General features: G+C 69.4%; 25 protein-coding genes. 5 read left to right on the forward strand and 20 right to left on the reverse strand.

The genetic code is table 11. The features are described from left to right. Positions 1–32: 32 nt before the first annotated feature. The 6 genes from AB0F17_RS01025 to AB0F17_RS01050 form a co-directional block, all read right to left on the reverse strand. The gene (locus AB0F17_RS01025; protein ID WP_358014111.1) at positions 33–653 is read right to left on the reverse strand and encodes a MerR family transcriptional regulator; all 621 of its coding nucleotides are present in this window, start codon (positions 651–653) and stop codon (positions 33–35) included. A gap of 148 nt (positions 654–801) precedes the next feature. Then, the gene (locus AB0F17_RS01030) at positions 802–1,272 is read right to left on the reverse strand and encodes a bifunctional nuclease family protein (RefSeq protein WP_214634355.1); all 471 of its coding nucleotides are present in this window, start codon (positions 1,270–1,272) and stop codon (positions 802–804) included. A 109-nt stretch (positions 1,273–1,381) separates the two neighbouring features. Further along, a complete protein-coding gene (locus tag AB0F17_RS01035; protein WP_358014114.1) occupies positions 1,382–2,044 on the reverse strand; it encodes a MerR family transcriptional regulator in 663 nt (220 codons plus the stop codon). A 157-nt stretch (positions 2,045–2,201) separates the two neighbouring features. Next, entirely contained in the window at positions 2,202–2,714 is a 513-nt protein-coding gene (locus tag AB0F17_RS01040; protein WP_358014118.1) for an FHA domain-containing protein, read from the reverse strand. A 273-nt stretch (positions 2,715–2,987) separates the two neighbouring features. Beyond that, complete coding sequence (locus tag AB0F17_RS01045; protein ID WP_358014121.1) at positions 2,988–5,492, reverse strand: mannose-1-phosphate guanyltransferase; 2,505 nt, start codon at positions 5,490–5,492, stop codon at positions 2,988–2,990. 4 nt (positions 5,493–5,496) lie between these two features. Beyond that, entirely contained in the window at positions 5,497–6,078 is a 582-nt protein-coding gene (locus tag AB0F17_RS01050; protein WP_358014124.1) for a CDP-alcohol phosphatidyltransferase family protein, read from the reverse strand. 424 nt (positions 6,079–6,502) lie between these two features. Here AB0F17_RS01050 and AB0F17_RS01055 point away from each other — a divergent pair, with 424 nt between their 5' ends. Continuing rightward, positions 6,503–7,042 (forward strand): cupin domain-containing protein, encoded by a 540-nt coding sequence (locus AB0F17_RS01055; protein ID WP_358014127.1) that lies wholly within the window; start codon positions 6,503–6,505, stop codon positions 7,040–7,042. A 7-nt stretch (positions 7,043–7,049) separates the two neighbouring features. On the opposite strand, the gene AB0F17_RS01060 is transcribed toward AB0F17_RS01055, so the two are convergent. From AB0F17_RS01060 to AB0F17_RS01095, 8 genes are read right to left on the reverse strand one after another with little or no spacing between them, the layout of a single operon-like run. After that, positions 7,050–8,204, reverse strand: coding sequence for an alpha/beta fold hydrolase (locus tag AB0F17_RS01060; RefSeq protein WP_358014130.1), 1,155 nt, complete (start codon positions 8,202–8,204; stop codon positions 7,050–7,052). Positions 8,205–8,222: 18 nt separating this feature from the next. After that, positions 8,223–8,996, reverse strand: a complete 774-nt coding sequence (locus AB0F17_RS01065) for an SDR family oxidoreductase (protein ID WP_358014133.1) — start codon at positions 8,994–8,996, stop codon at positions 8,223–8,225. Between the two features lie 10 nt (positions 8,997–9,006). Then, positions 9,007–9,957 carry a VOC family protein gene (locus AB0F17_RS01070; RefSeq protein WP_358014136.1) on the reverse strand — a complete coding sequence of 317 codons (951 nt, stop codon included), beginning with the start codon at positions 9,955–9,957 and terminating at the stop codon, positions 9,007–9,009. A gap of 21 nt (positions 9,958–9,978) precedes the next feature. After that, the gene (locus AB0F17_RS01075) at positions 9,979–10,752 is read right to left on the reverse strand and encodes an SDR family NAD(P)-dependent oxidoreductase (RefSeq protein WP_358014139.1); all 774 of its coding nucleotides are present in this window, start codon (positions 10,750–10,752) and stop codon (positions 9,979–9,981) included. After that, positions 10,752–11,174, reverse strand: a complete 423-nt coding sequence (locus AB0F17_RS01080; protein ID WP_358014141.1) for a VOC family protein — start codon at positions 11,172–11,174, stop codon at positions 10,752–10,754. The genes AB0F17_RS01075 and AB0F17_RS01080 overlap by 1 nt, the downstream gene beginning before the upstream one ends. Further along, on the reverse strand, positions 11,174–12,556 hold the full coding sequence (locus AB0F17_RS01085; protein ID WP_358014144.1) for an NAD-dependent succinate-semialdehyde dehydrogenase: 1,383 nt from the start codon (positions 12,554–12,556) through the stop codon (positions 11,174–11,176). Before AB0F17_RS01085 ends, AB0F17_RS01080 begins: the two co-directional genes overlap by 1 nt. Continuing rightward, positions 12,557–13,594, reverse strand: a complete 1,038-nt coding sequence (locus AB0F17_RS01090) for a fumarylacetoacetate hydrolase family protein (RefSeq protein WP_358014147.1) — start codon at positions 13,592–13,594, stop codon at positions 12,557–12,559. A gap of 2 nt (positions 13,595–13,596) precedes the next feature. Further along, on the reverse strand, positions 13,597–13,887 hold the full coding sequence (locus AB0F17_RS01095) for a putative quinol monooxygenase (protein ID WP_358014150.1): 291 nt from the start codon (positions 13,885–13,887) through the stop codon (positions 13,597–13,599). Between the two features lie 176 nt (positions 13,888–14,063). On the opposite strand from AB0F17_RS01095, the gene AB0F17_RS01100 reads away from it, so the two are divergent. Then, positions 14,064–15,200 (forward strand): FAD-dependent monooxygenase, encoded by a 1,137-nt coding sequence (locus tag AB0F17_RS01100; protein WP_358014153.1) that lies wholly within the window; start codon positions 14,064–14,066, stop codon positions 15,198–15,200. Beyond that, positions 15,197–16,567, forward strand: coding sequence for an FAD-binding oxidoreductase (locus AB0F17_RS01105; protein WP_358014156.1), 1,371 nt, complete (start codon positions 15,197–15,199; stop codon positions 16,565–16,567). Before AB0F17_RS01100 ends, AB0F17_RS01105 begins: the two co-directional genes overlap by 4 nt. Here AB0F17_RS01105 and AB0F17_RS01110 read toward each other — a convergent pair. Both AB0F17_RS01110 and AB0F17_RS01115 read right to left on the reverse strand, forming a co-directional pair. Next, complete coding sequence (locus AB0F17_RS01110; RefSeq protein ID WP_358014159.1) at positions 16,555–17,505, reverse strand: LysR family transcriptional regulator; 951 nt, start codon at positions 17,503–17,505, stop codon at positions 16,555–16,557. The two genes, AB0F17_RS01105 and AB0F17_RS01110, sit on opposite strands and share 13 nt — an antisense overlap. 54 nt (positions 17,506–17,559) lie before the next feature. Next, positions 17,560–17,793, reverse strand: a complete 234-nt coding sequence (locus AB0F17_RS01115; RefSeq protein WP_358015680.1) for a hypothetical protein — start codon at positions 17,791–17,793, stop codon at positions 17,560–17,562. On the opposite strand from AB0F17_RS01115, the gene AB0F17_RS01120 reads away from it, so the two are divergent. Next, the gene (locus AB0F17_RS01120; RefSeq protein WP_358015644.1) at positions 17,698–18,573 is read left to right on the forward strand and encodes a LysR family transcriptional regulator; all 876 of its coding nucleotides are present in this window, start codon (positions 17,698–17,700) and stop codon (positions 18,571–18,573) included. The two genes, AB0F17_RS01115 and AB0F17_RS01120, sit on opposite strands and share 96 nt — an antisense overlap. Here AB0F17_RS01120 and AB0F17_RS01125 read toward each other — a convergent pair. The 3 genes from AB0F17_RS01125 to AB0F17_RS01135 are packed head-to-tail and all read right to left on the reverse strand — an operon-like array spanning position 18,540 to position 22,265. Continuing rightward, positions 18,540–19,556, reverse strand: a complete 1,017-nt coding sequence (locus tag AB0F17_RS01125) for an ABC transporter permease (RefSeq protein ID WP_358014161.1) — start codon at positions 19,554–19,556, stop codon at positions 18,540–18,542. The two genes, AB0F17_RS01120 and AB0F17_RS01125, sit on opposite strands and share 34 nt — an antisense overlap. Continuing rightward, positions 19,553–21,109: a sugar ABC transporter ATP-binding protein gene (locus AB0F17_RS01130; protein ID WP_358014164.1), complete on the reverse strand. Its 1,557-nt coding sequence runs from the start codon at positions 21,107–21,109 to the stop codon at positions 19,553–19,555. Before AB0F17_RS01130 ends, AB0F17_RS01125 begins: the two co-directional genes overlap by 4 nt. A gap of 13 nt (positions 21,110–21,122) precedes the next feature. Next, entirely contained in the window at positions 21,123–22,265 is a 1,143-nt protein-coding gene (locus tag AB0F17_RS01135; RefSeq protein WP_358014167.1) for a substrate-binding domain-containing protein, read from the reverse strand. A 133-nt stretch (positions 22,266–22,398) separates the two neighbouring features. Here AB0F17_RS01135 and AB0F17_RS01140 point away from each other — a divergent pair, with 133 nt between their 5' ends. Then, entirely contained in the window at positions 22,399–22,536 is a 138-nt protein-coding gene (locus AB0F17_RS01140) for a hypothetical protein (RefSeq protein WP_358014169.1), read from the forward strand. A gap of 29 nt (positions 22,537–22,565) precedes the next feature. On the opposite strand, the gene AB0F17_RS01145 is transcribed toward AB0F17_RS01140, so the two are convergent. Continuing rightward, positions 22,566–23,408, reverse strand: a complete 843-nt coding sequence (locus AB0F17_RS01145) for a GNAT family N-acetyltransferase (RefSeq protein ID WP_358014172.1) — start codon at positions 23,406–23,408, stop codon at positions 22,566–22,568. Positions 23,409–23,636 lie beyond the last annotated feature (228 nt).

A 23,636-nucleotide genomic window follows, 5' to 3' on the forward strand; every position in this document is an offset into this window, starting at 1 on the left:
AGCCTTGCGCTCTACAGGTTACTACCCAATTGCTACCCTATGCGGCGCGCGCGCCGCCGCTGGGCCAGCTCGTCAGCGGGGTGCTCGGCCGGGACGCTGTCCTCGACCGCCGCCCTTTCCCCCGGCAGCTCCGCGAGCGAGCCCTCGACCTCTCGCCAGACCCGGCCGAGCGCGATGCCGAACACGCCCTGGCCGCCCTGGAGCAGATCGATCACCTCGTCGGCCGAGGTGCACTCATAGACGCTGACGCCGTCACTCATGAGCGTGATCTGCGCGAGGTCGCCGACCCCGCGGTCACGCAGATGTTGTACGGCCGTACGGATCTGCTGGAGGGAGACTCCGGTGTCGAGGAGCCGCTTGACGACCTTGAGCACCAGGATGTCGCGGAAGCTGTAGAGCCGCTGCGAGCCCGAGCCGTGTGCGGCTCTTATCGTCGGCTGGACCAGCTCCGTGCGCGCCCAGTAATCGAGCTGCCGGTAGGTGATGCCGGCCGCCGCGCACGCCGTCGGGCCTCGGTATCCGATGTCCGCCGGCAGCGACGAAGGCTGCTCGTCGAAGAGCAGCCCCTGCTCTCCGGCACGCTGCCGCGCACTCTCACGCCGCACCGGATCTTCCTGGCCGGTCGTCTTTCCCTCGCCGCTGCTGACCGCCACGCGGACCTCCGGCTTTCTCTCATCCCGTGGCCTGATCTGGGGGTTCGTAAAAGCACGACCACGGGTTTCACTTGCACCGTAGGACCGTGACCATGCGCAGTCAACGATCCCGCTCGGCGCGTCGTGAAGCGTAAATGCACTGAAATACCTACCCCGCCCGGCCAAAGTCTTCGGGGGTGATCGTGTCAAGGAACTCCCTGAACTTCTCCACCTCGTCCTCCTGGTCGTCCGGAATGATCACACCGGCCTCCTGGACGACCTCTTCGCTGGCGAAGATACGCGCTCCGGTGCGGAGCGCGAGCGCGATCGAGTCGGACGGGCGCGCGCTCACCTCCACGCCGTTGGAGAACACCAGGTCGGCGAAGAAGATCCCGTCACGCAGGGCAACGATGTTGACCGCGCGCAGGCCCACGCCAAGAGCGCTCAGCACGTCCCTGAACAGGTCGTGCGTGAGCGGACGGGCTGGAGGCTCCTCCGCTTGGGCCAGCGCGATGGCCGTGGCTTCGGTCATCCCAATCCAAATCGGCAGGAACCTCTCCCCGTGTGCCTCCTTGAGCAAGACGATCGGCTGATTTGTGGGCATCTCTACGCGAACACCCACGACCTCCATCTGCAACACGGGCTGCTCCATATTCGACTGGTCGGCGTCCCCGGCACAGCTATTTGGCCGGTCCGCTTCTGCATTTCAACGTAACACCCGAGGGGCCTTGTATGTCCCGCTGGTCCGGTCATCGGCCTAGAACGGTCCGCACGCCCGTACGGACGAGAGAGGCATGCAGGTCGAGCAGCAACGCCGACAACTCCCTGGCGGCCTCGTCGGCCTCTCCGATGGCCCCTGGGGCGCGTCGTTTGAGTATGGGCGCGATCGCCTGCTCCACCAGCCCGCACTCGCGCTCGGCCGCGGCCTTGACCGCGCGTAGATGCCGGGCGCGCAGGCCGAACCGGGCCAGGGCGCCGACGCTGCGCGCCACGTTGAGCGCCTCCTCGTCGTAGCGCCTGGCCGTCGCCGCGAGCAGCCCGTAGTCCTCGAGCTCGGCGAGCGTCTCCTCGTCGAGCCCGGCCGCCTCCAGCAGCTCGGCACGGCTCAGCCGTACTTCCTGCCGTTCCGGCCGATCGGTCAAGGCCCGCGGACGGCCGAAGTGCTCGGCCATCTTGTCCTTGATCACCCGCAACGGCAGGTAGTGGTCGCGCTGCTCGGTGAGGATGTAGCGGAGCTGCTCGACGTGCAGGTGCGTGAACTTGCGGTAACCCGACGGGCTGCGCTCCGGCTCGATGAGCCCCTCGCCCTCCAAGAAGCGGATCTTGGAGATCGTCACATCGGGGAACTCGCCCTGGAGCATGGCGAGCACCTCCCCGATGCTCATGTGCGAGCGTGCCGCCTGCGCGTTCATGCGGCCTCCTCCGTGGGCCGCATGAATGCGCAGGACGCCAGGTCCATCGGTCGCTCGCCGCGCTCGACTGCTCCCATCGGTCGCCGGCCGCGCTCGGCCGCGTCCATCAGTCGCTCGCTGCGCTCGGCTGCTCCCATCAGTCGCTCGCTGCGCTCGCTCATGCGCCGGCGGCGGTCCGCATCAGGAAGACGAGGCGGAACTTGCCGATCTGCACCTCGTCACCGGAGTGCAGCGGCACCTCCTCGATGCGTTCCCTGTTGACATAGGTGCCGTTGAGGCTGCCCACGTCGCGCACGGAGAACTGGCCGCCGCGCAGGCGGTAGAACTCCACGTGCCGCCGGGAGACCGTGATGTCGTCGAGGAAGATGTCGCTTTCGGGATGTCGGCCCGTGGTGGTGAGCTCCTTGTCGAGCCGGAAGCGGCTTCCTTGGTTGGGCCCCCTGGTCACCGTGAGCAACGCCGTGCCAGGCGGCAGCTGCTCCACCAGCGCGCGCTCGGCGAGGAGCATGTCACCGGTCTCAGCCTCGTACGCCTCGATTCCCGCGACGGAGATCGTCGATGTGGTGTCCCCGGCGACCTCCGTTCTGGTCAGCGGTGACCCACAACGGGAACAGAAACGGGCATCCTCGGGGTTGGCGTGCCCGCACTGCGTGCAGTAGACGCTCGGCATCGATCGGCTCGGCCTCCTACCGCGAAGACGCGGCAACGGGGATCTGGACGCGCCTCGCTTCGCTCTTCAAGTTTACGAATGCCGCAACTTACGCTGATCAGCGGCAAAGGTCAAGGCGAGGCGCTGGACGACGGGTTCGGACGGTGACAAAGTTACCGCCGCCCGAGCCTCAAGGTCCATGCCGCCGCGCGTTTCAACATTACGATCTTGTACGTTCCACCGCCACCTATCCACCAGAGTTACCCTATGTGACGGTGTGGCGCGAATTACGGATCACGAGGAGGCCTCCTCGACCAGACGGGCCCAGTGCTCCAGGAGGGACTGGGCGGTGTCCACATCGGCGGCCTCGGCCCACAGATCGGTGACCGGTTCGGTGGCGGCGGGCAGGATCAGCACCCAGCTCCCGTCGTCCGAGGCCACCCGCACCCCGTCGGTGGTGTCGATGCGGTAGCCGTTCGGCTCGGCCTCGGCGGCCTCGATGACCGAGCGCATCACGGCGCCCTTGGCCGCCCACGGGGTCGGTACCGTGCGCTTGAGCAGCTTGGCCTCGGGGATCCGCGCGTCGATCTGGCTGAGCGAGAGCCGGGTGCGGGCGACCAGGCCGAGCAGCCGCATGAACGCCGCCACCCCGTCGATCGCCGGCCCGAACTCGGGCACCACGAAACCGCCCCGCCCGTCGCCCGCGAAGATCATGTCGTCGTCCACCGCGGCCGAGGTGAGGGCGTCGACCGCCGTGGAGGTCCACCGCACCTGCACACCGTGGAAGCGGCAGACCTGCTCGGCGACCCTGGTGGTGGTCACGGGCAGCGCCACCCGGCCGGCCCGGCGCTCGGCGGCGATCAGGTCGAGCACGACGAGCAGGGCGCGTTCCTCGCCGATCAGCTGGCCCATCTCGTCCACCAGCGCGATGCGCTCGCCGACGGGGTCGAACCGCACCCCGAAGGCCGCCCTGGAGGAGCTCACGAGCTCCGAGAGGCGCTGGAGGTCCCGGCGGCGCTCGGCGAGCGTCTCCGTGGGCGAGATGTCGTCCAGGCGGGCGTTCACGGTGAGCACCTCGACGCCGACCCGGCCGAGCAGCGTGGGCAGCACCAGCGAGGAGGTTCCTCCGGCGCAGTCGACGACGACCTTCATGTCCCTGATGCCGGTCATGTCCACGCAGCGCAGCAGCTCGTACGCGTAGTCCTCGACCGCCCTGGCGGGAAAGCGGAGCTCGGCGATCTCGCCCGGGAAGGCGCGCCGGAACTCCTGGCGCGAGAAGACCCGCTCCAGCTTGCGCTGGGCGGCCGGGGGCAGGTCGGCGCCGCGGTCGTCCATGATGACGATGTCGATGCTCTGCGGGTCGCCCGCGGTGGTGCGCAGCGCGATGCCGCCCGCGGCCGACTCCCTGGCCGTGTGGAAGCGGGTCACGGGCAGCGGCGCGGCCTCCAGGTCGAGGACGTTGATGGCGCTGGCGTTGAGCGCGCCGATCACGGCCCGCTTCAGCGCCCTGGCGGCCAGCGAGGAGTCGCGCGAGGTGACGACGTGCTCGCCCTTCTTCAGGGTGGTGGCGTACGCGCTGGCCAGCCGTACGCACAGCTCGGGGGTGATCTCCACGTTGACCAGGCCGCTGACGCCGCGGGGGCCGAACAGGCTGCGCTGGCCGCGCGACTCCCAGATGACGCTGGTGTTGACGACGGCGCCGGCCTCGATGGTCTTGAACGGGTAGACCTTGACGCCGCTGGAGACGTACGCCTCGGGCTCGATGACGCACTCGTCGCCGATGACGGCGCCCTCCTCGATGCGGGCCCCGGCCATCACGTCGGTGCTCTTGCCGATCACGCAGCCGCGCAGATGGGCGCCCGGGCCCAGGTAGACGTTGTCGTGGACGACGGCCCGGTGCAGGAAGGCGCCTTCGCGGACGACCGCGTTGTTGCCGAGCACCGTGTACTCGCGCAGCTCGGCGCCGCCTTCGACCTTGGCGTACTCGCCGACGAGCAGCGGGCCCTTGAGCACCGCGTCGGGGTCGACCGAGGCCGACTCGGCCACCCGGACGCCCGGCGACACCTCGAAGCCGCCGATGTCCACGGCGACCCGGCCGGACAGGGCGTCGGCCTGGGCCTTGAGGTAGCTCTCGTGGGTGCCGACGTCCTCCCAATAGCCCTCGGCGACATAGCCGTAGATGGGGGCGCCGCGCTCCAGCAGAGCAGGGAAGACGTCGGCCGACCAGTCGACGGGCTCTCCTGAGGCGACCGCGTCGAGCACCTCGGGTTCCATGACGTAGATGCCGGTGTTGACGGTGTCGGAGAAGACCTGGCCCCAGGTGGGCTTCTCCAGGAAGCGCTGGACCCGGTGCTCCTCGTCGACGATCACGATGCCGAACTCGAGGGGGTTCGGCACCCGTTTCAGACCGATGGTCACAAGCGCCGATTTTTCACGATGAAAACGGACCATATCCGACAAATCGATATCGGTCAGGGCGTCGCCGGAGATCACCAGGAATCGGTCGTCGCGCAGGCGGGCCGCGGCGTTCTTCACGCTGCCCGCCGTACCGAGGGGAACGTCTTCGGTGGCGTATTGCAAGCTCATGCCGAGTTCGTCGCCGTCGCCGAAGTAGTTGCGCACGAGCGCGGCCAGGAACTGGAGGGTGACCACGGTCTCGGTGATGTCGTGCCGTTTGAGCAGGCGCAGCACGTGCTCCATGATCGGGCGGTTGACCACGGGCAGCAGGGGCTTGGGCTGGTTGGCCGTCATCGGACGCAGCCGAGTGCCCTCTCCACCCGCCATGACGACCGCCTTCACCCGATCACTCCTCCTTGGCCGCGGTTACGAGCCGGCGTACCTGCACTGCATAGAGCACCCCCGACCACCAGTACAGGCCCGTTCCCCAGAGCGCAAATGCCCATCCGACAATTCGTGCTATATCGGCATACCACCCAGTGTGGGATGCGAGGAAGAGCAGAGGGAAGGCGTACATGAGGTTGAACATGGCGGCTTTGCCCAAGAAATGCACCTGAAGTGCCTTGTAACCGCTCTTCCGAAGTACGGGAATGAAACACGCGACGAACAGTTCGCGCCCGAGGATGATCACCACCAGCCACCACGGAATGACGTCGCGCAGCAGCAGCGCCAGGATCGTGGCGAAGACATAGAGCTTGTCGGCCGCCGGGTCGATGATCCGGCCGAGCCTGCTCATCTGGTTGAAGGCTCGAGCGATCTTGCCGTCCAGCCAGTCGGTGAATCCGGCGACCGCGAGGACGATGATCGCCCAGGCGTCCGCCTTGGGCCCCAATACCAGCCAGAGGAAGACAGGCACGCCGAGGAGGCGCAAGAAGCTCAGTAGGTTCGGAACCGTCCAGATCCGATCCTCGGCGGAAGTTTCGCTCACGTTGCCGACCCTACTGCCTCGTCTTTCCCGGCAGCGGCCTGGACATCCGCTCGTCGCGAGAGGTTGGGGCCATCCGTCACCGCGCAGGGGAAGAGGAACGTCCTGATCGTGATGTGCGCGGGCCTGTTCGTCGTCCTGCTGGACGTGACCATCGTGAACGTGGCGCTGCCGTCCATCGCGGCCGACCGGCACGCCGGCGGGTGGTGCTGGCGGGGTTCGCACTGTTCGGCGCGCGCGCCATCTGTGACCCGGTGGTGGCGCTATGGTGCCTCGACTCCCCCGCAAGGCGCCGCAGACCTGATCTGGGCAAATCACATGACACCTATCGAAGGTGCTGATAGACGGCTCTATTGCGCGGTGTGGAGCGATTCTCGTTGACTCGAAGCCACGAGCCTGCGTCGCTGAGACAGGAGACGAGAGCAGCATGAGCCGAGTTCCCCGCCGGGTGGTGACCGGGCACACGCCGGCCGGTGTGTCCGTCGTCGTTTCAGACGGCCCGGTGCCGGTGACCCGTGAGATCCCTGAGGACGGGGTGGCCTTCCACGAGATCTGGAACACCACCGGCGCCCCAGCGATGATCACCGCGGTCGAGTACACCGACCCGACGGAGCGGGAGCTGGCGGTTCCGCCGCCCCCACTGGGCACCAAGATCCGTATCAACGACTTCGCGCCGGGCTGCCTGGACGCGCGCGGCCTGCAGTCACCGGTGCACCGGACGGCGTCGATCGACTACGGGATCGTGCTCGAAGGCGAGATCACCCTGGTGCTGGACGACTCCGAGGTCACGCTGCGCGCGGGCGACGTGGTGGTCCAGCGGGGCACGGACCACGCCTGGGCCAACCGTGGAGAAGTGCCGGCCCGGGTGGCCTTCATCCTGGTGGACGGCCGGTTCGACGACGGCCTCGCCGAGAGGCTGCCGGAAGGGGCCGTGCACGGGCTGATGAAGGCCGGCCCCAGGGACTGAACGCTGATCAGCGCGACTCGGAGAAGGTGTCCGTCACCCAGTCCGCGATGAACGAGGCGACGTGGGGAAGGTGGTCGAGGCCGACGTGCTCCGCGCCGCCCTCCTCGCGGGTGAAGACGCGCAACTCCCGCTTGCTGCTGTTGACCGCCTGCTCGTAGGACCGGTACGCGTACTCGAGAGGGATCTGCCGGTCGTTCGCACCGTGCGCGATGAGGAACGGGCAAGTGATCTTGCCGGCCACGCCCTCCAGAGTGACCCGCTCGGCGTTCTTGATGAAGGTGCCGACGTCCGGCTCGCCCCACACCCACAGCACGTGCTCCCAGTAGTGCGGCACCGGGTTCTCGCCCTCGCGTTCGAGCCTGCGTTTCTGCACCTCGCCCCAGTTGTGGTTGGCCCCCCACGCGACGACGAGCTTCAGCCGCTTCTCGAAGGCCGCGGCGCGCGGCGCGTAGAAGCCGCCGAGCGACCAGCCGGCCAGCCCGATCCGGCCCGTGTCGACGTCCTCCCTGGTCTCCAGGTAGTCGACGCAGGCTCGTGCCCAGTCCTCGGTCTCCACTCGTGCGGTCAGCCCGAGCATCCGCAGCGCTTCGCCGCTGCCTGGACAGTCGACCATGAGCGTGGAGATGCCGCGGGCCGCCAGTTCGTGGCACCAGCCCGAGGTGTACATGTGCTCCTTGGTGCTGTCCAGGCCGTTCCACATGATCACGCATGGCGCCGGCCCGCCGTCGCGGGGCGCGGCCCGGGTGAAGTACGCGGGCAGGGCGGCGCCCTCGAACGGTACCTCGACGCGCGTGGTGGCCGGGTCGATCAGCTCGAACGACTTCTCTATCAGCCTCAGGCAATGCTCGTAGATCGCTTTGCGCCCTGGAGAGGAGACGCTCTGCATGCGCTCGGCCTGGCAGATGTAGGCCGCCGCACGCAAGTATTTCTGCCCCGCGGTGCGAAGGTGACCGGCGTCCTCGGCCTGCCGCGCCTGTCCTTCGAGCTGGTCGGCGATGCGCTGCCAGGCCTTCATGAAGTCCCCGGTGCCCGCGTCGCCACGCGCGGCCGCCTCGCGGATGGGCCGGCAGGCCCGGTCCACCTCGTCAATGGTGCCGCCGCTGTTGAGCGTGGCGACCACACCCAGGTTCCAAATGTAGTTGCCGGGAAAGTACTCGAACATTTTTCGCGGTCCTTCTGTTCACAGGTGGGTGGCGTCGGCGATGCCCTTGTGGGAGACGTGCGCGGTGAGACCGCCGTCCACCACCAGCTCGGCGCCGTTGACGTACGCGGACTCGTCGGAGACGAGGAAGACCATCAGCGGGGCGACGTCCGCGGGCGTTCCGATCCGGCCCAGCGGGATCTCGGCCAGGGCCGCCCCGGTGAACGCCGGAGAGGCCGAGGCCATCAGCGGAGTGTCGATCAGGCCGGGCATGACGGCGTTGACCCGGATGCCGCGCTCGCCCAGTTCGAGGGAGGCGGTCCTGGTCAGGCCCCGCAGCGCCCATTTGCTCGCGGTGTACGCCGCGGCGACGTGCCCCGCCATCGCCGCCACCGAGCAGACGTTGACGATCGAGGCGCCCGCGCTCATCAACGGCACGAGCGCCTGGATCCCGAGGAGCGGACCGGTGACGTTGATGTCGAAGGTGCGCTGCCACACCTCCAGGTCCACGTCGGGGATCCGGTCCCTGGCGGCCACTCCGGCGTTGTTGATGAGGGCGTCGACCCGCCCGTGACGTTCCCGCAGCAGGCCGGCCAGGTCGTCCCAGGCCCGCCGGTCGCGGACGTCGAGAGGCACGTAGCCGACCTGGAGCCCCTCGGCCGTCAGCCGGTCCGCGAGCGCCCTGCCCTCGCCGTCCAGCACGTCGGCCGCCACGACCGTCGCGCCTTCCCTGGCCAGCGCCTCCACCTCGGCTGCGCCCTGGCCGCGGGCCGCGCCGGTGACGACGACGACCTTGCCCGATACTCGTCCCACGCCCGCTCCCTCAGACCGGCGGCGCGACGAACACGCCGCGGTCGACGTTGTTGAAGCTCTCCTGGGCGATCAGCTCGCTCATCGGGTCCGCGGTCCCCCACTGGTCCTGGGTCATGGGGTCGTCCACGTCGTAGATGCTCGGATGCCAGACGTCCTCGTCGAGCCGCTCCAGCTCGGTGGTGTACTCCATGGTGTTGCCGCTGGGGTCGATGAAATAGGAGAAGGTGTTGTTGCCGGCCAGGTGGCGGCCGGGCCCCCACACCTTCTTGATGCCCGCGCGCATCACCCGGCCGGTCCCGCGCATGTACTCGTCGAGCCCGCGCATCTCGAAGGACACATGGTGCACGGACGTGTGCGGCCCCCGCGCGATGGCGAGGCTGTGGTGCCAGTCGTTGCAGCGCATGAAGTGCATGAGGTCGCCCATGTGCTCGCTCGACAGCGTGTCGCTGTGGCGGAAACCGAGGTGCCGCTCGTAGAAGGCGCGGGTTCTGGCGATGTCGGTGGAGTTCACGACCGCGTGCGAGATCCGCACGGGAACCGCCTCGCCTTCCTCCAAGGCCCGGTGCGTGCGCACCGCCACGCCGGCGGAGATCTCGATGGTGCGACCGTCGACGTCGAAGAACCGGAAGCCGTAGCCGCCGCCCGCAGTCTGCAGGTCGCCAGGCTCGCTGACGAGCCGGACGCCGTCCGAACCCAGCCGGGCGGCGAGCGCGTCGACGGCAGCGCGGTCCTCGGCTCCGAAGGAGATGAGGTCCAGGCGCTTGTCGGCCGCCTTGCGCAGCCGGATGACGTACTTCTCCGGCGAGCCCACCGCAGCCAGGTAGGTCAGATCGCCGTCCGAGCCGGCCTCCGTCAGTCCCCAGAGGCCGGTGTAGAAGGCGCGCTGGGTGTCGTAGTCGGGTACGGCAAGGTCGACGTGCCGCAGGTGGGTGATCCCGAACTCGTTGGGTGCGTTGCTCATAAATGCCCCTTTTGGTGGTACTCAGCCGAGGACCGAGCCGCCTCCGTCGATGACGATGTTGGAGCCGCTGATCCACGACGACTCGTCCGAGGCCAGGAAGACGGCGGCGTTCACCACGTCCTCAGGACGGCCGTGCCGGGCCAGCGGGATGCGGTCGAGGACCAGGCGCCGCAACCGCTCCGGCGGGTCGGCCAGCAGCGGCGCGGTGTTGGGGGTCTCGATCAGCCCTGGGCTGATGACGTTGGCGCGGATGCCGTACGGCCCGCCCTCCACCACCAGTTGCAGGGTGAGGGCGATGACGCCGCCTTTGGCGGCGCTGTGGGCGTTCTGCGGCATGAACTCCACGCCCCGCAACGCGGCGATCGAGCCGACGTTGATGATGGAGCCGCCGCCGTGCCGTTTGAGGTGCAGCCAGGCCGCCCGCACGGTGTAGTACACGAGATCGAGCTCGTTGCGCATGGTGAAGTCCCAATCCTCGACTCTCAACTCGTCGAGCGCTCCGAACCGTTGCGTCGAGGCGTTGTTGTACAGCACATCGATGCCGTCGTAGGCGGCGACGGCGGCGTCGACCCAGGCACGGGCCTGCGCCGGGTCGCCGAGGTCGACGCCGCCCATGGCGGTGATCTCTCCTCCCGCGGCGCGCACTGTCTCGACCGTGCGCGCCGCCCCGGCTTCGTCGAGGTCACAGCCGGCGACCTTCGCCCCTTCCGCCGCGAACACGGTCGCGGCGGTGACGCCCATGCCCGCGCCGATGCCGGTGATGAGCGCCACCTTGCCGGCCAGCCGTCCGGCCATCACCGGGCCCCCTTCGGTCGATCGAGCAGTTCGATGAGGTTGCCCTCCGGGTCGGCGACATAGGCCATCCGGACGCCGGGTTCGGGCGACGGCCGCGGCGGCATCCGCTCCGACGCTCCTGCGGCGAGCAAGGCGTCGTACGCGGCGTCCACGTCCGGCGCGTCGAGCGCGAAGTGCCCGAAGCCATGCGTGAGAGCCGCCTCGGCCGGGTTCGCGGCCCGCGGGCCTGGAACGCCGCCCGCGCGGTGGAGCAGCTCGATCCGATAGCCCGCCGGGCTCCTGAGCATCACACCGCGAAGGCCCACTTCCGCCAAGGCGAACGTGAACTCGGTCTCCAGGCCGAGCGCGCCGGCGTACCAGGCGGTCATGGCGTCGAGATCGCCGACGTTCAACCCGACATGGTCGAAGGTGCCGCCGCCCATCACTCCCTCCCGAGGTAAACGGTGCGGAGGTTGGTGAACTCGCGGGCGCCCTCGGCGGAGAGCTCTCTGCCGTAACCGCTGCGGCCGATCCCGCCGAACGGCAGCCGGGGGTCGGAGGCGACGATGGCGTTGACGAACAGCGCACCGGAGCGGATCCTGCGCCCGGCCGCCAGCCCGCGATCGGACCCGCTCCACACGGCGGCGCCCAGCCCGAATCGCGTGTCGTTGGCCAGGAGGACCGCGTGATCGTCGTCGCGTGCCCTGACGATGCAGGCGACCGGTCCGAACGTCTCTTCGGCGAAGCCGGTCATGCCCGGCTCGACCAGGTCCAGGATCGTGGGGGCGTAGAAGAAGCCCGGCCCGTCCAGCGGATGGCCGCCGACGACCAGGACGGCTCCCTGCCGGATGGTGTCGGTCACCTGGCGGTGCAGAGCGTCCCTGAGGTCGGCGCGGGCCATCGGCCCCATCGCGGTCGACTCGGCCATGGGATCTCCGACCTCGAGGAGCCTCACCCGCTCGGCCACCAGCGCCGTGAACTCGCCGGCGACCGTGTCGGCGACGATCAGCCGCTTGGCGGCGATGCAGCTCTGGCCCGCGTTGCCGAACCGCGAGCGCACCGCGGCGTCGACGGCGGCCGGCAGATCGGCGTCGTCCAGGACGACGAACGGGTCGGAGCCGCCGAGTTCGAGCACGCTCTTCTTCAGCGACGCGCTCGCGGCGGAGCCCACGGCGACGCCGGCTCGTTCGCTACCGGTGAGTGTGACGGCGGCGACGCGCTCGTCCGCGATGATGCGCGGGACCAGGCGGGCGACGTCCTCCTCGGCCACCAGCAGCGCGCGGAACAGCCCCGCCGGCGCGCCCGCGTCCGTGAGGAGAGCCTCGATGGCCAGCGCGCAGCCGCTCACGTTCGGCGAATGCTTCAGCACGGCGGCGTTGCCCGCGGCCAGCGCGGCGCACGCGAACCGCAACACCTGCCAGAACGGGAAGTTCCACGGCATCACCGCGAACACCACGCCCAGCGGCTCGTACGACACCCACGAGCGGGCCGCCGAGGTAGGCACTTCGTGATCTTTCAGCCACTCGGTGGCGTGGTCGGCGACCACGCCACAGTTCCCGGCACATTTGTCGATCTCGCCACGCGCCTCGGCCAGGGGCTTGCCCATCTCCGAGGTGATCAGGGCGGCGTACCGCTCTCGCCGTTCGGCCAGGAGGGCGCCCACCCGGCGAAGCACATCGCTCCGCTTCTCGACCGGGGTCGCGGACCAGACGGCGAACGCCCGCGAGGCCTGGCCGAGGGCGTGCTCGATCTCGTCCCACCCCTGCGCCCGGTAACGCGCGAGAGTCTCGCCGGTGGCGGGGTTCACGGTGATGATGGACGGCATTCACGCCCCCTCTCGGCCGCGGCGACGGGCGGGCGGGATCGCCGGCACGTCCTCCTCGCGGGCCACCACCCGGTTGCGAATGGCCCCGACGCGTTCGACGACCATCTCCACGACGTCGCCGACCTGAAGCGGAGGAGGCTCCAGGGCGCCCGTCCGGCCCCAGGTCTCCGCGAGCGCCCCCGTCCCGCAGGTGCCCGATGCGATCACCTCGCCCGCCTTCACCCAGGAGGCACGCGAGGCGTAGGAGAGCATCTCCTCAAAGGACCAGCTCATATGGCCGGACCGGTCGGAGCCCACCTCGCGGCCGTTGACCTGCACGGCCATCCCCAGATCCAGCAGCCCGTCCTCGTTGCGCAGGTCGCCCAACTCGTCGGGGGTGACCACCCAGGGGCCGATCGTCGTGGCGAAGTCCTTGCCCTTCGACGGGCCGAGCCCGAGCCGCATCTCGCGGCCCTGGACGTCGCGGGCCGACCAGTCGTTCATCAGGCAGTAACCACCGATCGCGGCAGCCGCGCCCTCGGGGGTGACGTTGCGGATGTCACGACAGGTCACGACCGCGAGCTCGAGCTCGAAGTCGAGCCGTTCGGTGTCCGGCGGCATCGCCACGTCGTCGAACGGCCCGTGCACCGCGTGCGGAGCCATGAACAGGAACGACGGCGCGGCATACCACTCGGGTGGCACGGCGGTGTGACCCTGCATCCCGCGGCCCACCCCCTCGACGTGCGCCTCGAAGGTGAGGAAGTCCCGCATGGCCACCGGATAGACCGGCGGAAGCAGCACCACGTCAGTGAGCGGGTGGCCGTCGAGTTCGGCGGCCTTGTCGGCGGCCTCCTCCCGCTCAGCGGGATCGGCCGCGAGGAGACGCACAAGGTCCGTGCCAGCCGGGAAGGGGTGCACCATGAGCGCGGCACCGGTCCCGATGACCAGGCCGACGCGGTGGCCCACCGCCGAGTCCGCGGCGGATCCGAACGCCGCCGAGTCCGCGGCGGATCCAAATGCCGCCGAGTCCGCGGCAAAGCGGAACGCAGCCAGGCGCATGGTCAGCCGATCGTCTCGTAGAAGGCGCGCTCACGCTTGGCCAGGACCGGAATGGCCTGGCCGAGGCCGTACTCCGCGAAGTGCGGCGATGCGCCGTGGGCGGCGTAGGCCTCCTCGTCGCCGTAGATCTCGAACAGGCGGAACACCGAAGGATCCGAGGGATCCTGGTACGCCTGATAGAACTGGTTTCCTGGCTCCGCGCGGGAAGCCGGGGTCAGCTTCTCGATGGCGTCGCGGACGACCTCCTCCTTGCCCGGTTCCGCGGTCCAGGTCGCGACGACGACAAAACCCATCTGAACTCCTCAAACGTAACGCGGTCAGTTGATGAGTCGACGCTACGGGCCGTCGCGGGCGTGCGGAATTCACAGCCATGGATGCCAGGCATTCGTATTGGCAAGTTCCGCTATGACGCTGCCGCGCCTACCTTCCAGAGTCAGCAACCAGCTCAGGCGTGGGAAGGAAGGCCGCAATGACCGACGCACGGGTGTCCCGCGTGCTCGTCGTGGGGGGAGGTATCACCGGGTCGGTCCTGTCCCTTGCCCTGGCGCGGCGAGGAGTGGACGTCGTCCTCGTGGAGATCCGCCGGGAGTGGACGGGAATCGGGCACGGGATCACCATCCAGGGCAATGCTCTCAAGGCCTTCAGGTCCGTCGGCGTCCTCGACGAGCTGATGGCCAAGGGGATACCGTTCGACATGCTCCGGGTGAAGAACGCGGCCGACGGCTCGCTGATCGCCGAGCTGCCCACTCCGCGGACCGGCGGCGACGATCTTCCCCCGACGCTGGGCGCGCTCCGCTCCGACCTGTCCGGCATCCTCGCCCGCGCGGTCCTCGCGGCCGGCGTCGACGTACGCCTGGGCACGACCGTCACCGAGATCGCCGACCGCGGCGAGTCCGTCACCGCTACCTTGAGCGACGGCACCACCGAGACCGTCGACCTCCTCGTCGGCGCCGACGGGATCCGGTCTCAGGTGCGCAGCATGCTCGGCATCGAGAGCGTCCCCGATCCGGTCGGCATGGGCATCTGGCGGGTGGTCGCGCCGCGTCCCGCGGCGATGGACTGCGCCGAGATCTACTACAACGGCCCGAAGTTCAAGGCCGGCTACAGCCCGATCTCCCGCGATCTCTGCTATGCCTACCTGCTCGAGGGCAATCTCGACCAGTCCTACATCGGAGAACACCCCTACGGCAAGGTCCTCAAGGAGCGTTCGGCCGGATACGGGGGAATCTGGGGCGAGATCCGGGACGGCCTCGCCGACGACGCCGTCGTGAACTATCAGTGGATCGAGAGCGTGCTGGTCGACGAGCCCTGGTATCGCGGCCGTTCGATCGTCATCGGCGACGCCGCGCACGCCTGCCCCCCGCTCATCGCTCAGGGCGCCGCCATGTGCGCCGAAGACGCCGTGGTGCTCGCGGAGATGCTCGCCGGCGGCCATCCGGTCGAGTCGGTGCTGCCCGCCTTCATGGCCCGGCGGTTCCCCCGGGTGAAGATGGTGCTCGACAACAGCCTGCGACTCGCCGGCTGGGAAATGCATCCGGACACCCCAGGCGCCGACCCGGGACGCATCATGAGCGAGACGCTGCACGCCTTGCGGGCGCAGGCATGACCGGACCGGCGATGGGCGGGTTCGCGGGCGAGCTGATCCTGCCGGACGATCCGGGATTCGAGGCGGCGCGGACGGAGCGTGTCTTCAACCGCCGCCTGCCCGGCAGGCGACCCGCCGCGCTGCTCAAGGCCGCCGACGAGAACGACGTCGTGCGCGGCGTCCGGCTGGCCCGCGAACGCGGCTGGAAAGTCGCGGTCCGCTCGGGCGGCCACAGCTGGGCACATTGGTCGATCCGCGACGATGCCCTGGTGCTCGACCTGGCCGGTCTGCGAGAGATGACCTACGACCCGGCCACCGGCCTCGCGACGGCGTCCCCCGCCATCAAGGGCGGCCTCGAACTCGACCCGTTCCTCGCCGCCCACGACCGATTCTTCCCGGGAGGTCACTGCCCCACCGTGGGCATCGGCGGGTTCCTGCTCCAGGGCGGGCAGGGCTGGAACGCACGCGGCTGGGGCTGGGCCGCCGAGCACGTGGCCGCCGTCGACGTCGTGACCGCGAGCGGCGAGCTGGTCCGTGCCGACACCGAGCGCAACAGCGATCTTTACTGGGCCGCTCGTGGCGCCGGCCCGGGCTTCTTCGGCGTCGTCACCCGCTTCCACCTGCGAACGCGGCCCCGGTTCCGGCACTTGGCGCAGACCGTGCACGCCTACCGGCTCGACGACTTCGACGCCGTCATGACATGGCTGCACGGCATGCACGCCTCCGTCGCCGGCACCGTCGAGATCGTCGCGCTCACCAAAACCGACAAGGCGCTCTCGGATCGGCCGGTTCTGCTGGTCACGGCAGTCGCGCTGGTCGATGACGAGCGGCAGGCGCAGGAGGCCCTGGCGCCGTTCCGCACCTCACCGGCGCTGGAGCGCGCCATCACCGTCATCGACGCCCAGCCCAGTACCCTCGACGAGCAGCGCGAGCGCCAGCTGCGCGACAACCCGGAGAGGCACCGGTGGGCGGTCGACAACGCCTGGCTCTCCGGCCCTGCCGACGCCGTCGTCCCGGCCATGCGCCGGGCCTTCACGACGCTGCCCAACGAGAAGGCGTTCACGATCTGGTTCAGCATGGCCCCGCTGCGCCCGCTGCCGGACATGGCGTTCTCCCTGCAATCGGAGATCTATCTCGCCAGTTACGTGCCGTGGGGGGGCGAAGCCGACGACGTCCGCAACCGTGCCTGGCTCAGGGAGGTCATGGCCGATCTGGAACCCGTCACGATCGGCCAGTACGTCGGTGACGGCGATCTGACCTCCCGCCAGGTCCGGTTCCTGGCCGACGAGGCCTGGGAACGCCTGAACAAGATCCGCGCCGGCTGGGACCCGGACGGGCTCTTCGCTGGCTATCTCGGCGGCGCCACGAACGCCAATCACTGGCAGTGACCGGCGTCACGAGCAGGGGCATCGTCCTTGGCCAGCATCTCGCTCACCTCGTCCAGCCGCTCGAACAGCCAGCGGTGCGCCGGGTCGGACAGCCGCGTGGCGGCGAACCAGTAGCCCTCCGCCAGAATGACGTCGCCGAACGGCGGCCTCACGGCCACCAGCGGCCCGCGCGGCCCGGCGTGCAGCCGCGCCAGCCGCTCGGGCACGATGGCCACCATGTCGGTGCCCTCGATGACGAAGGGCAGGGGCAGCCAGCCGGCCACCTGAACCTGGATCCGCCGCTCCACGTTCAGCTCCCCCAGCACCCGGTCGACCGGGGTGAGGTTGCCGCGGCCGAACGCCGCCACGGCGTGCGGCAGCTCGGCCACGTCCTCCAGCGCCAATCGGCCCTCGACCAGCCGCGGGTTGCCGGGGTCGACCAGGCAGACGAAACGATCCCGCCACAGTGGGCGCGAGCTGCCCGCGAAGCCGTAGCCCATCGGCCCGATGAGCACGTCGTAGTCGACCAGCACCCGCTCCGAGCGGCGCACGTCGGGACCTAGATGGTCGACCTGCAGGCGGATGTTCGGGGCCAGCTCGCGCACGCGCGCCAGCAGGTGATCGTGGACGACCGCGATCGCGTAGTCGCTCATCGTGAACCGGAACACCCGCTCGCTCGTGGCCGGGTCGAACTCCTCCTCAACCCGGAGCGCCCTGTTGAGCAGCCGTACCGACTCCTGGACCTCGGGCAGCAGGTCGGCGGCGAACGGGGTCAGCTCGTAGTCCCGCCCGTTGCGCGTCAGCAGCTCGTCGTCGAAGCGGCGGCGCAGCTTGGCGAGCGCGCCACTCATCGCGGACTGACTGAGCTGAAGCCGCCGACCGGCGCGGGTGACGTTGCCCTCTTCGAGCAGCACCTTCAGCGCGATGAGCAGGTTCAGGTCGACGCCTCCGAGCGTCATCGTCCTCCCCTTCAACCGTTCCTGCGGCCACCCGACACCATCGTCGGCGGCCTGTCAATCGCACAGCGTTAAAATGTCGAAGGTGCCAAGGAGGTAACATTGCGCCAGGCCAGAGGCAATGTCGATGCCAATCTGCTGCTTTTCCTTCATGCTCTGCTCGAAGAGCGCAACCTGACCCACGCCGGCGCTCGGATGGCCATGACGCAGCCCGCCATGAGCGGAGCCCTCGGCCGGCTCCGCGCCCACTTCGACGATGAGCTTCTGGTGCGCAAGGGCCGCGATTTCCACCTCACCGAGCTCGCCGAGCAGCTCCTGCCGGTCGTGGCCGAGGCGGTGGGGTCGCTGGAGGCCCTGCTCGGCGAGGTCAGGGAGTTCGACCCGGCGCACAGCACCAAACAGTTCACGGTCAGCCTGTCCGAGTACGCCATGGCCGTCCTGGCCGAGCCGTTGACCCGCGCTCTGGGCGAGCACGCCCCCGGTTGCACCATCGCGTTCGACGCCCTGCCCTCCGACCGGCTCGACTTCGACGCCCGCCTCACACGCCGCGACCTGATCGTCGGCCCGCTCGGGTTCGATCTGCCCGGCTGCCGTCAGCCGATCTTCACCGACCACCTCGTATGCCTGGTCGCGCGGGACAATCCGCGATCGGCCGACGGCCGGCTGACGCTGGAGGACCTGCGGCGCCTGCCACACGCGGTGGCGGAGTTCGCCGGGGCCGGTGAGATCAAGCGCCCGATCGAAGTGGTGGCCGAGAAGTACGGCCTGGCGGACCGCACCATCCAGGTCACCGTCACGAGCCTGCTCACGCTGCCCTACGCGATCGCCGGCACGGAGCTGTGCGCGTTCGTGCCGGCGCGGCTGGCGCGGCGGTGTCTCGACATCCTGGATCTGGTGGTCGTGGAGACCCCCCTGGAGTCGGTGGAGATCACTGAGGCCGCCCACTGGCACCCGCGGCGTTCTTCCGAACCGGCCGGCCGCTGGGTCCGTGAGCTGCTCTACGACGTCGCGATCGAGCTGGAGACCGACAGCCGGGATCACGTGGCCCCGCCGCGGTGCCTCCCCAAATAGGCCGACAGGCCGATCGCGGCGAGGAGAGCGGCCCCGTTGAAGACCGGGCTCACCCACGCCTGCGCGCCGGCCAGGGTCAGCCCGCTGACGGCGACGGAGACGAACAACACGCCGATCAGCGTGCCGATCACGTTGAAGAAGCCCGGGCGTACCGCGGTCGCGCCGAGGAACGCCGCCGCCAGCGCGGGAAACAGCAGGCTGTTGCCGGTGTCGGCGGTCGCGCTGCCGGTCCTGGCCAGCTGCAGGATGCCGACGATCGAGGCGATCGTGCCTGCCATCACGAAGGAGATCGCGACGTACCGGCCGGACCTGATGCCGACCAGCTGGGCGGCACGCGGATTGGCGCCGATCGCGTAGAGCGAGCGGCCGTAGGGCGTTTGTGACAGCAGATACCAGAGCACCGCGGCGACGACGACCACGATGTACACGACCAGGGGAACCCCTGCCATGGTGCTCGATCCGAACTGGACGAGGTCCGTGGAGATGCCCTTCAAGATCGTCTGCCCGCCCGTGTACCACTGGATCGCCCCGCCGAGGAGGGTGGCCATCGCGAGCGTGGTCACGAAGGAGTTCAGCCGGAAGCGGGTGACGAGCACCCCGTTCACCCCCCCGATCAGGGCGCCGGCCACGACGCACACCAGGCACGCGACTGGCAGCGGCACGTCGTCGTCCGACATCAGCCCGGCGCAGAGCACGGTCGAGGTGGCCGCGTTGGCGCCCAGGGAGAAGTCGAAGTAACCGCTGACCAGCGGGAGGATCGCGGCCAGTGCGAGCAGGGCTACGGTCGCCTGGTTGCCCAGCAGCACCGACAGGTTGTCCACCGACAGGAACACCTCGCGGCTCTGAGGCAGGATCGCGAAGAACGCGCCCACCACGATGAGAAGCGCCAGCAACGCGTTGTTCTCCACCAGCGCCCGCACGTCGGCCGTGCGGACCTCGCGCGGAGCCGGGGCGACGACCTCGTCCGTTGCGGATCGGCTCATGACTTGTCTCCTGTGGGGATCGGCACCGATGACTGGGTGACGGCGGTGAGATGGTCGGGCGTGAGCTGCGTGCCGCTGAGCTCTGCCCCGGCCACGCCGTCCCGCAGGACGACGACCCTGTCGCACAGCTCGCACAGCTCGATGAAGTCGCTGGAGGCCACCAGCACCGCGCAGCCCGCCGCAGCGGACCGTCGTACGGTGTCGTATATGTCCTTGCGTGACATGACGTCGACGCCCTGGGTCGGCTCGTCGAGCAGCAGCAGCCCGGGTTCGCGGCGCAGCCATCGGGCCAGCACCGCCTTCTGCTGATTGCCGCCCGACAAAGAGGCGAAGACGCTGTCCACGGCGGGGGTCTTCACGTTGTGCCGGCGTACCAGATCCGCCGCCGACCGTCGCTCCCCGGCGAGGTCCATGCCGCGCGGTCGCCAGAACCTGCGCAGGGCCGAGATCGACAGGTTCTCGCGGACGGTGAGCTCCATGAACGACGACTCCGCGACCCGGTCCTCGGCCACGTAGGCCACTCCCTGCTCCATGCGCGCCATGACGTCCTCCGCGCCGGACTGGAGGCGGCCGTTCACCACGACCGTCCCCGACTCCGGCGGGTGAACCCCGAAGACGGTCTTGAGCAGCGACGACCGGCCGCTTCCGACCAGACCGGCGACACCGACGATCTCCCCTTGGCGCACGGTGAGCGAGACGCCGCGCAGCGGGCCCGCTACCAGGTCCTCCACCCGTAGGGACACGGTCTTCGCCAACGCGGGGCGGCTCGCCGTGGCCGCGGGGGCCCGTTCGAGCTCGTGGCCGGTCATCAGGGAGATGAGGTGCTGCTCGGTGGGGTTCTCCTCGACGAGGGTGGCGACCGTGCGGCCGTCCCTGAAGACGGTGAAGTCATGGGCGACCGACAGCACCTCCTGCATCCTGTGGCTCACCATGAGAACGGTCTGACCGAGGTCCGCCCGACGGCGGATGGCCCGGAGCAGCAGCTCGGACTCGTGCACGGGCAGCGTCGCCGTTGGCTCGTCCAGCACGAGCACGGCACTCGACGAGTCCTGATCCTGCAGGGCACGCGCGATGGCGACCATCGTCCGCTGCGCCGGCCGCAGGCTGTCCACGGTCTGCCGGGGGGTCGCAGCGATCTCGAAGCGGTCGAGGAGCTCGCCGACCCGGCGTTCGAGTTCCTTCCACCGCACCGACCACGCGGCGGTCGTGGGGTATCCGGCGTCGAGCGCGAAGTTCTCCGCGACCGACAGCTCGTCGAACAGGCCGAGATCCTGGTGGACGAAACGCAGCCCCGCGCTCTTGCCGGCCGAGGCGGACCAGGTGTGGGGAGACCAGGTCCCGGATCCGACCTGGATGACGCCGGCGTCCGCTTCGTAGACGCCGGCCAGGATCTTGATCGCGGTGGACTTGCCGGACCCGTTTCCCCCCAGCAAGGCGTGGACGGTGCCGCGCCGCAGCGCGAGCTCGGCCTCGTCCAGCGCCTTGGTGGAGCCGAAGGCCTTGCAGAGCTCGGACAGCCGTACCACGATGTCTTCGGAGTGAGTGCTCGTCATGACGTCATCGACCTCAGACCAGGCCCCACAGCTTCTTGTACTGCGACTTGAAGTCGACGCCGCCCTGGTAGTCCCCGGAGTCGGGCAGGTTCTTGTCCTTGTCGACCATCTGGAAGCCGTCCCCTTGGGGCTGCGGCTGCTCGCCGTTCAACACCCGGATCGCGGTGTCGACGGAGCCGTAGGCGCCCCATTGCGAGGCGTACCCCAGCGCGCCGAAGCTGAAGGTGCTGGTGCGGATGAGATCCATCGTGGAGGCGTCGCCGAAACCGCTGGAGATGTGCAGAGAGGCCGCCCTGCCGGAGGACTGGATGGCCTGGGACAGCCCCGCCTGCATCCAGCCGCCGACCGGGATGGAGATCGCGTTCGCCGAAGGCTGCTGGAGCAGAGCGGTTGAGAACTTCTGGGCCATGGTGTTGCTCACCATGTCGCTGTTGGAGATGTCGAGCTTGCCGACGATCTTGCAGCCGGCGCAGGTCTTGAGCTCGGCCTCGAAGCCCTCGGCGATCCACGGGCCCCAGATCGGGTCGGTGAAGTTCACCAGCAGGACCTGGGCCTTGGCGCCGGTCTTGCCGATCAGCCAGTCGGCCTGCAGTTTTCCGTTGAGCTTCCAGTAGTCCTTGATCGACGTGCCCTCGAGCTGGAGCCGCTCGCTAGCCATGAGCTTCTTGCCGCCGGCCGCGTCGCAGTCCGAGCCGCCGCCGCCGATGATCTTCGTACCGGCCTGGACGGCCTCCTGCATCGGGGCCTGCACCGCGATGCAGTCGATGCCCACGGGGACGACCACGTCCGCCTTCGCGCTGGCGGCCTGCCGGATGCAGTTGCCCCAGCCGCCCGGGTTGAGCTGCCCGTCGCACATCTTGACGTCCCAGCCGACGGCCTTGGCCGCTTCCTCGACCCCGGCGACCGGCGTCGCGCAGGAGGGCACCTGCTGGCCGCACGACACCACCCACAGCTTGACCCCCGCCTTCGGCTTCGTCGCAACCGTCGGCGGGACTCCGGTCTTGCCCTCATAGGCGGCGTTCAACGCCTTCGCGGCCTCGCTGTTCTGCGTGCCGGCCGTCGGCGCGCTGGTGGTCGTTGAGCCGGATGAGCACCCGCTCAGCAGCGCCGGCACGGCGCAGGCGGCGAGGATGCTCAGCTTCCTGGTTCTTCTCATGTGCACCTGAGCTCCTGTCACTGGGTCGTGGCCGCCAACCAGGCGGTTCCCCGAGTGAAACAGTGAGACGGGGCTCACAGAACTCAGTCATCCACATGACAGCGATCGCCGCTGCCTATGGTTCATCGGTCTCGTGGCGGTGCTCCGGGTGGCTCCGGCCGACGTTCCCGAGCCCCGGCCGGTCGACCTGCCGGGCACCGTGACGGGCGCGGGGACGCTGCTGGTCCTGACGTACGCGGTGATCGAGGCAGGCCGCGAGGGGCCCGACTGACGGGGCGGACCGCTGAGGCCGGTGGTTGGTCAGGTGCGGAGGAAGCTGTGGGTGTGGCCTGCTGCCTGGAAGCCGAGCCGTTCGTAGAAGTTCTTGGGCCAGTCGCCGGCGTCGGCCACCAGGAACACCAGGTCGCTGCCCGCTGCCTCGGCGAGGAGTGCCCTCATCAGGGTGCGGGCGTGGCCCCGGCCCCGGTGGCGGTCTCCGGTGTACAGGTCCTCGATCTGCGTGACGCCGCCGTGCGTGTAGATGTCGGCCCTGGCGGCGAGCTCGCCGTCCTCGGTTCGTACGCCGCGGAAGCCCACCGTGTCGGCGCCGCGCAGTCGTTCCTCGACGCGTCTGGCGAGCTGGTCGATCACGGCGTCGGCGGCCTCGGTCAGCGTCTCGCGCCAGCCGGCCCGGAGGGTGGGCAGCAGTGCGGGCAGGTCGAGATGCTCAACGGGCGCCGCGTCGTGCGGGAACGCGCCGCGGAACACCATGACCAGGTTGGTCTCGTGCGTGTAGCCCGCGGCCTCGAAGGCGGGCGCGTACGCCTGGCCCAGACGGTCGTCGTCGACGTTGACGAGCCGGTGGGCGCGCCCGGCGAGCACCTGGTCGGCCGCCTTCAGCACCGCGCCCGGGTCGGTGCCGGACCCGACGATGAGCTTGTTGTCGTCGTACGAGCCGGGGTAGCGCTCGTTGAGCACGGCGAATCCGCCGGGCACTTCGACGGTCCGCCCCGCCTTGCGGCGGGCGAAGTCGTGGATGAACGCGACGGTACGGGCGAAGTCCTGCAGAGGACCGGCGCCCAGACCAGGGCCATCAGCCACGGGGCCGCCAGGCATGGGGCTGTCAGGCATGGGGCCGCCGGTTCTGGAGCCGACGTCAGTCATGGGGCCATCCCTGGAGTCGGTCACAGAGTCGCGCTGAGGTCGCCAAACGGACCGCCGACGAAGTTCTCATCGGCGTAGTCGCCGGGCCACTACCGAGATCGCCACCGGAGTTCTCACCAGCGTCGCCGCCGGGATCACCGCCGAGATCGCCACTGGAGTTCTCACCAGCGTCGCCGCCGGGATCACCGCCGAGATCGCCACTGGAGTTCCCATCAGCGTCGCTGCCAG

The sequence above is a fragment of the Nonomuraea sp. NPDC026600 genome (genome assembly GCF_040638335.1).
Lineage (GTDB): Bacteria > Actinomycetota > Actinomycetes > Streptosporangiales > Streptosporangiaceae > Nonomuraea.

Excerpts from the sequence above, each read along its gene's own strand:
- AB0F17_RS01110 (WP_358014159.1), bottom strand. The coding sequence starts at position 17,505 with ATGACGCTCGGAGGCGTCGACCTGAACCTGCTCATCGCGCTGAAGGTG.
- AB0F17_RS01060 (WP_358014130.1), bottom strand. The coding sequence starts at position 8,204 with ATGTTCGAGTACTTTCCCGGCAACTACATTTGGAACCTGGGTGTGGTC.
- AB0F17_RS01100 (WP_358014153.1), top strand. The coding sequence starts at position 14,064 with ATGACCGACGCACGGGTGTCCCGCGTGCTCGTCGTGGGGGGAGGTATC.
- AB0F17_RS01120 (WP_358015644.1), top strand. The coding sequence starts at position 17,698 with ATGGCCATGACGCAGCCCGCCATGAGCGGAGCCCTCGGCCGGCTCCGC.
- AB0F17_RS01105 (WP_358014156.1), top strand. The coding sequence starts at position 15,197 with ATGACCGGACCGGCGATGGGCGGGTTCGCGGGCGAGCTGATCCTGCCG.
- AB0F17_RS01080 (WP_358014141.1), bottom strand. The coding sequence starts at position 11,174 with ATGGGCGGCGGCACCTTCGACCATGTCGGGTTGAACGTCGGCGATCTC.
- AB0F17_RS01040 (WP_358014118.1), bottom strand. The coding sequence starts at position 2,714 with ATGCCGAGCGTCTACTGCACGCAGTGCGGGCACGCCAACCCCGAGGAT.
- AB0F17_RS01055 (WP_358014127.1), top strand. The coding sequence starts at position 6,503 with ATGAGCCGAGTTCCCCGCCGGGTGGTGACCGGGCACACGCCGGCCGGT.
- AB0F17_RS01135 (WP_358014167.1), bottom strand. The coding sequence starts at position 22,265 with ATGAGAAGAACCAGGAAGCTGAGCATCCTCGCCGCCTGCGCCGTGCCG.
- AB0F17_RS01095 (WP_358014150.1), bottom strand. The coding sequence starts at position 13,887 with ATGGGTTTTGTCGTCGTCGCGACCTGGACCGCGGAACCGGGCAAGGAG.
- AB0F17_RS01035 (WP_358014114.1), bottom strand. The coding sequence starts at position 2,044 with ATGAACGCGCAGGCGGCACGCTCGCACATGAGCATCGGGGAGGTGCTC.
- AB0F17_RS01075 (WP_358014139.1), bottom strand. The coding sequence starts at position 10,752 with ATGGCCGGACGGCTGGCCGGCAAGGTGGCGCTCATCACCGGCATCGGC.
- AB0F17_RS01130 (WP_358014164.1), bottom strand. The coding sequence starts at position 21,109 with ATGACGAGCACTCACTCCGAAGACATCGTGGTACGGCTGTCCGAGCTC.
- AB0F17_RS01145 (WP_358014172.1), bottom strand. The coding sequence starts at position 23,408 with ATGACTGACGTCGGCTCCAGAACCGGCGGCCCCATGCCTGACAGCCCC.
- AB0F17_RS01070 (WP_358014136.1), bottom strand. The coding sequence starts at position 9,957 with ATGAGCAACGCACCCAACGAGTTCGGGATCACCCACCTGCGGCACGTC.
- AB0F17_RS01090 (WP_358014147.1), bottom strand. The coding sequence starts at position 13,594 with ATGCGCCTGGCTGCGTTCCGCTTTGCCGCGGACTCGGCGGCATTTGGA.
- AB0F17_RS01085 (WP_358014144.1), bottom strand. The coding sequence starts at position 12,556 with ATGCCGTCCATCATCACCGTGAACCCCGCCACCGGCGAGACTCTCGCG.
- AB0F17_RS01125 (WP_358014161.1), bottom strand. The coding sequence starts at position 19,556 with ATGAGCCGATCCGCAACGGACGAGGTCGTCGCCCCGGCTCCGCGCGAG.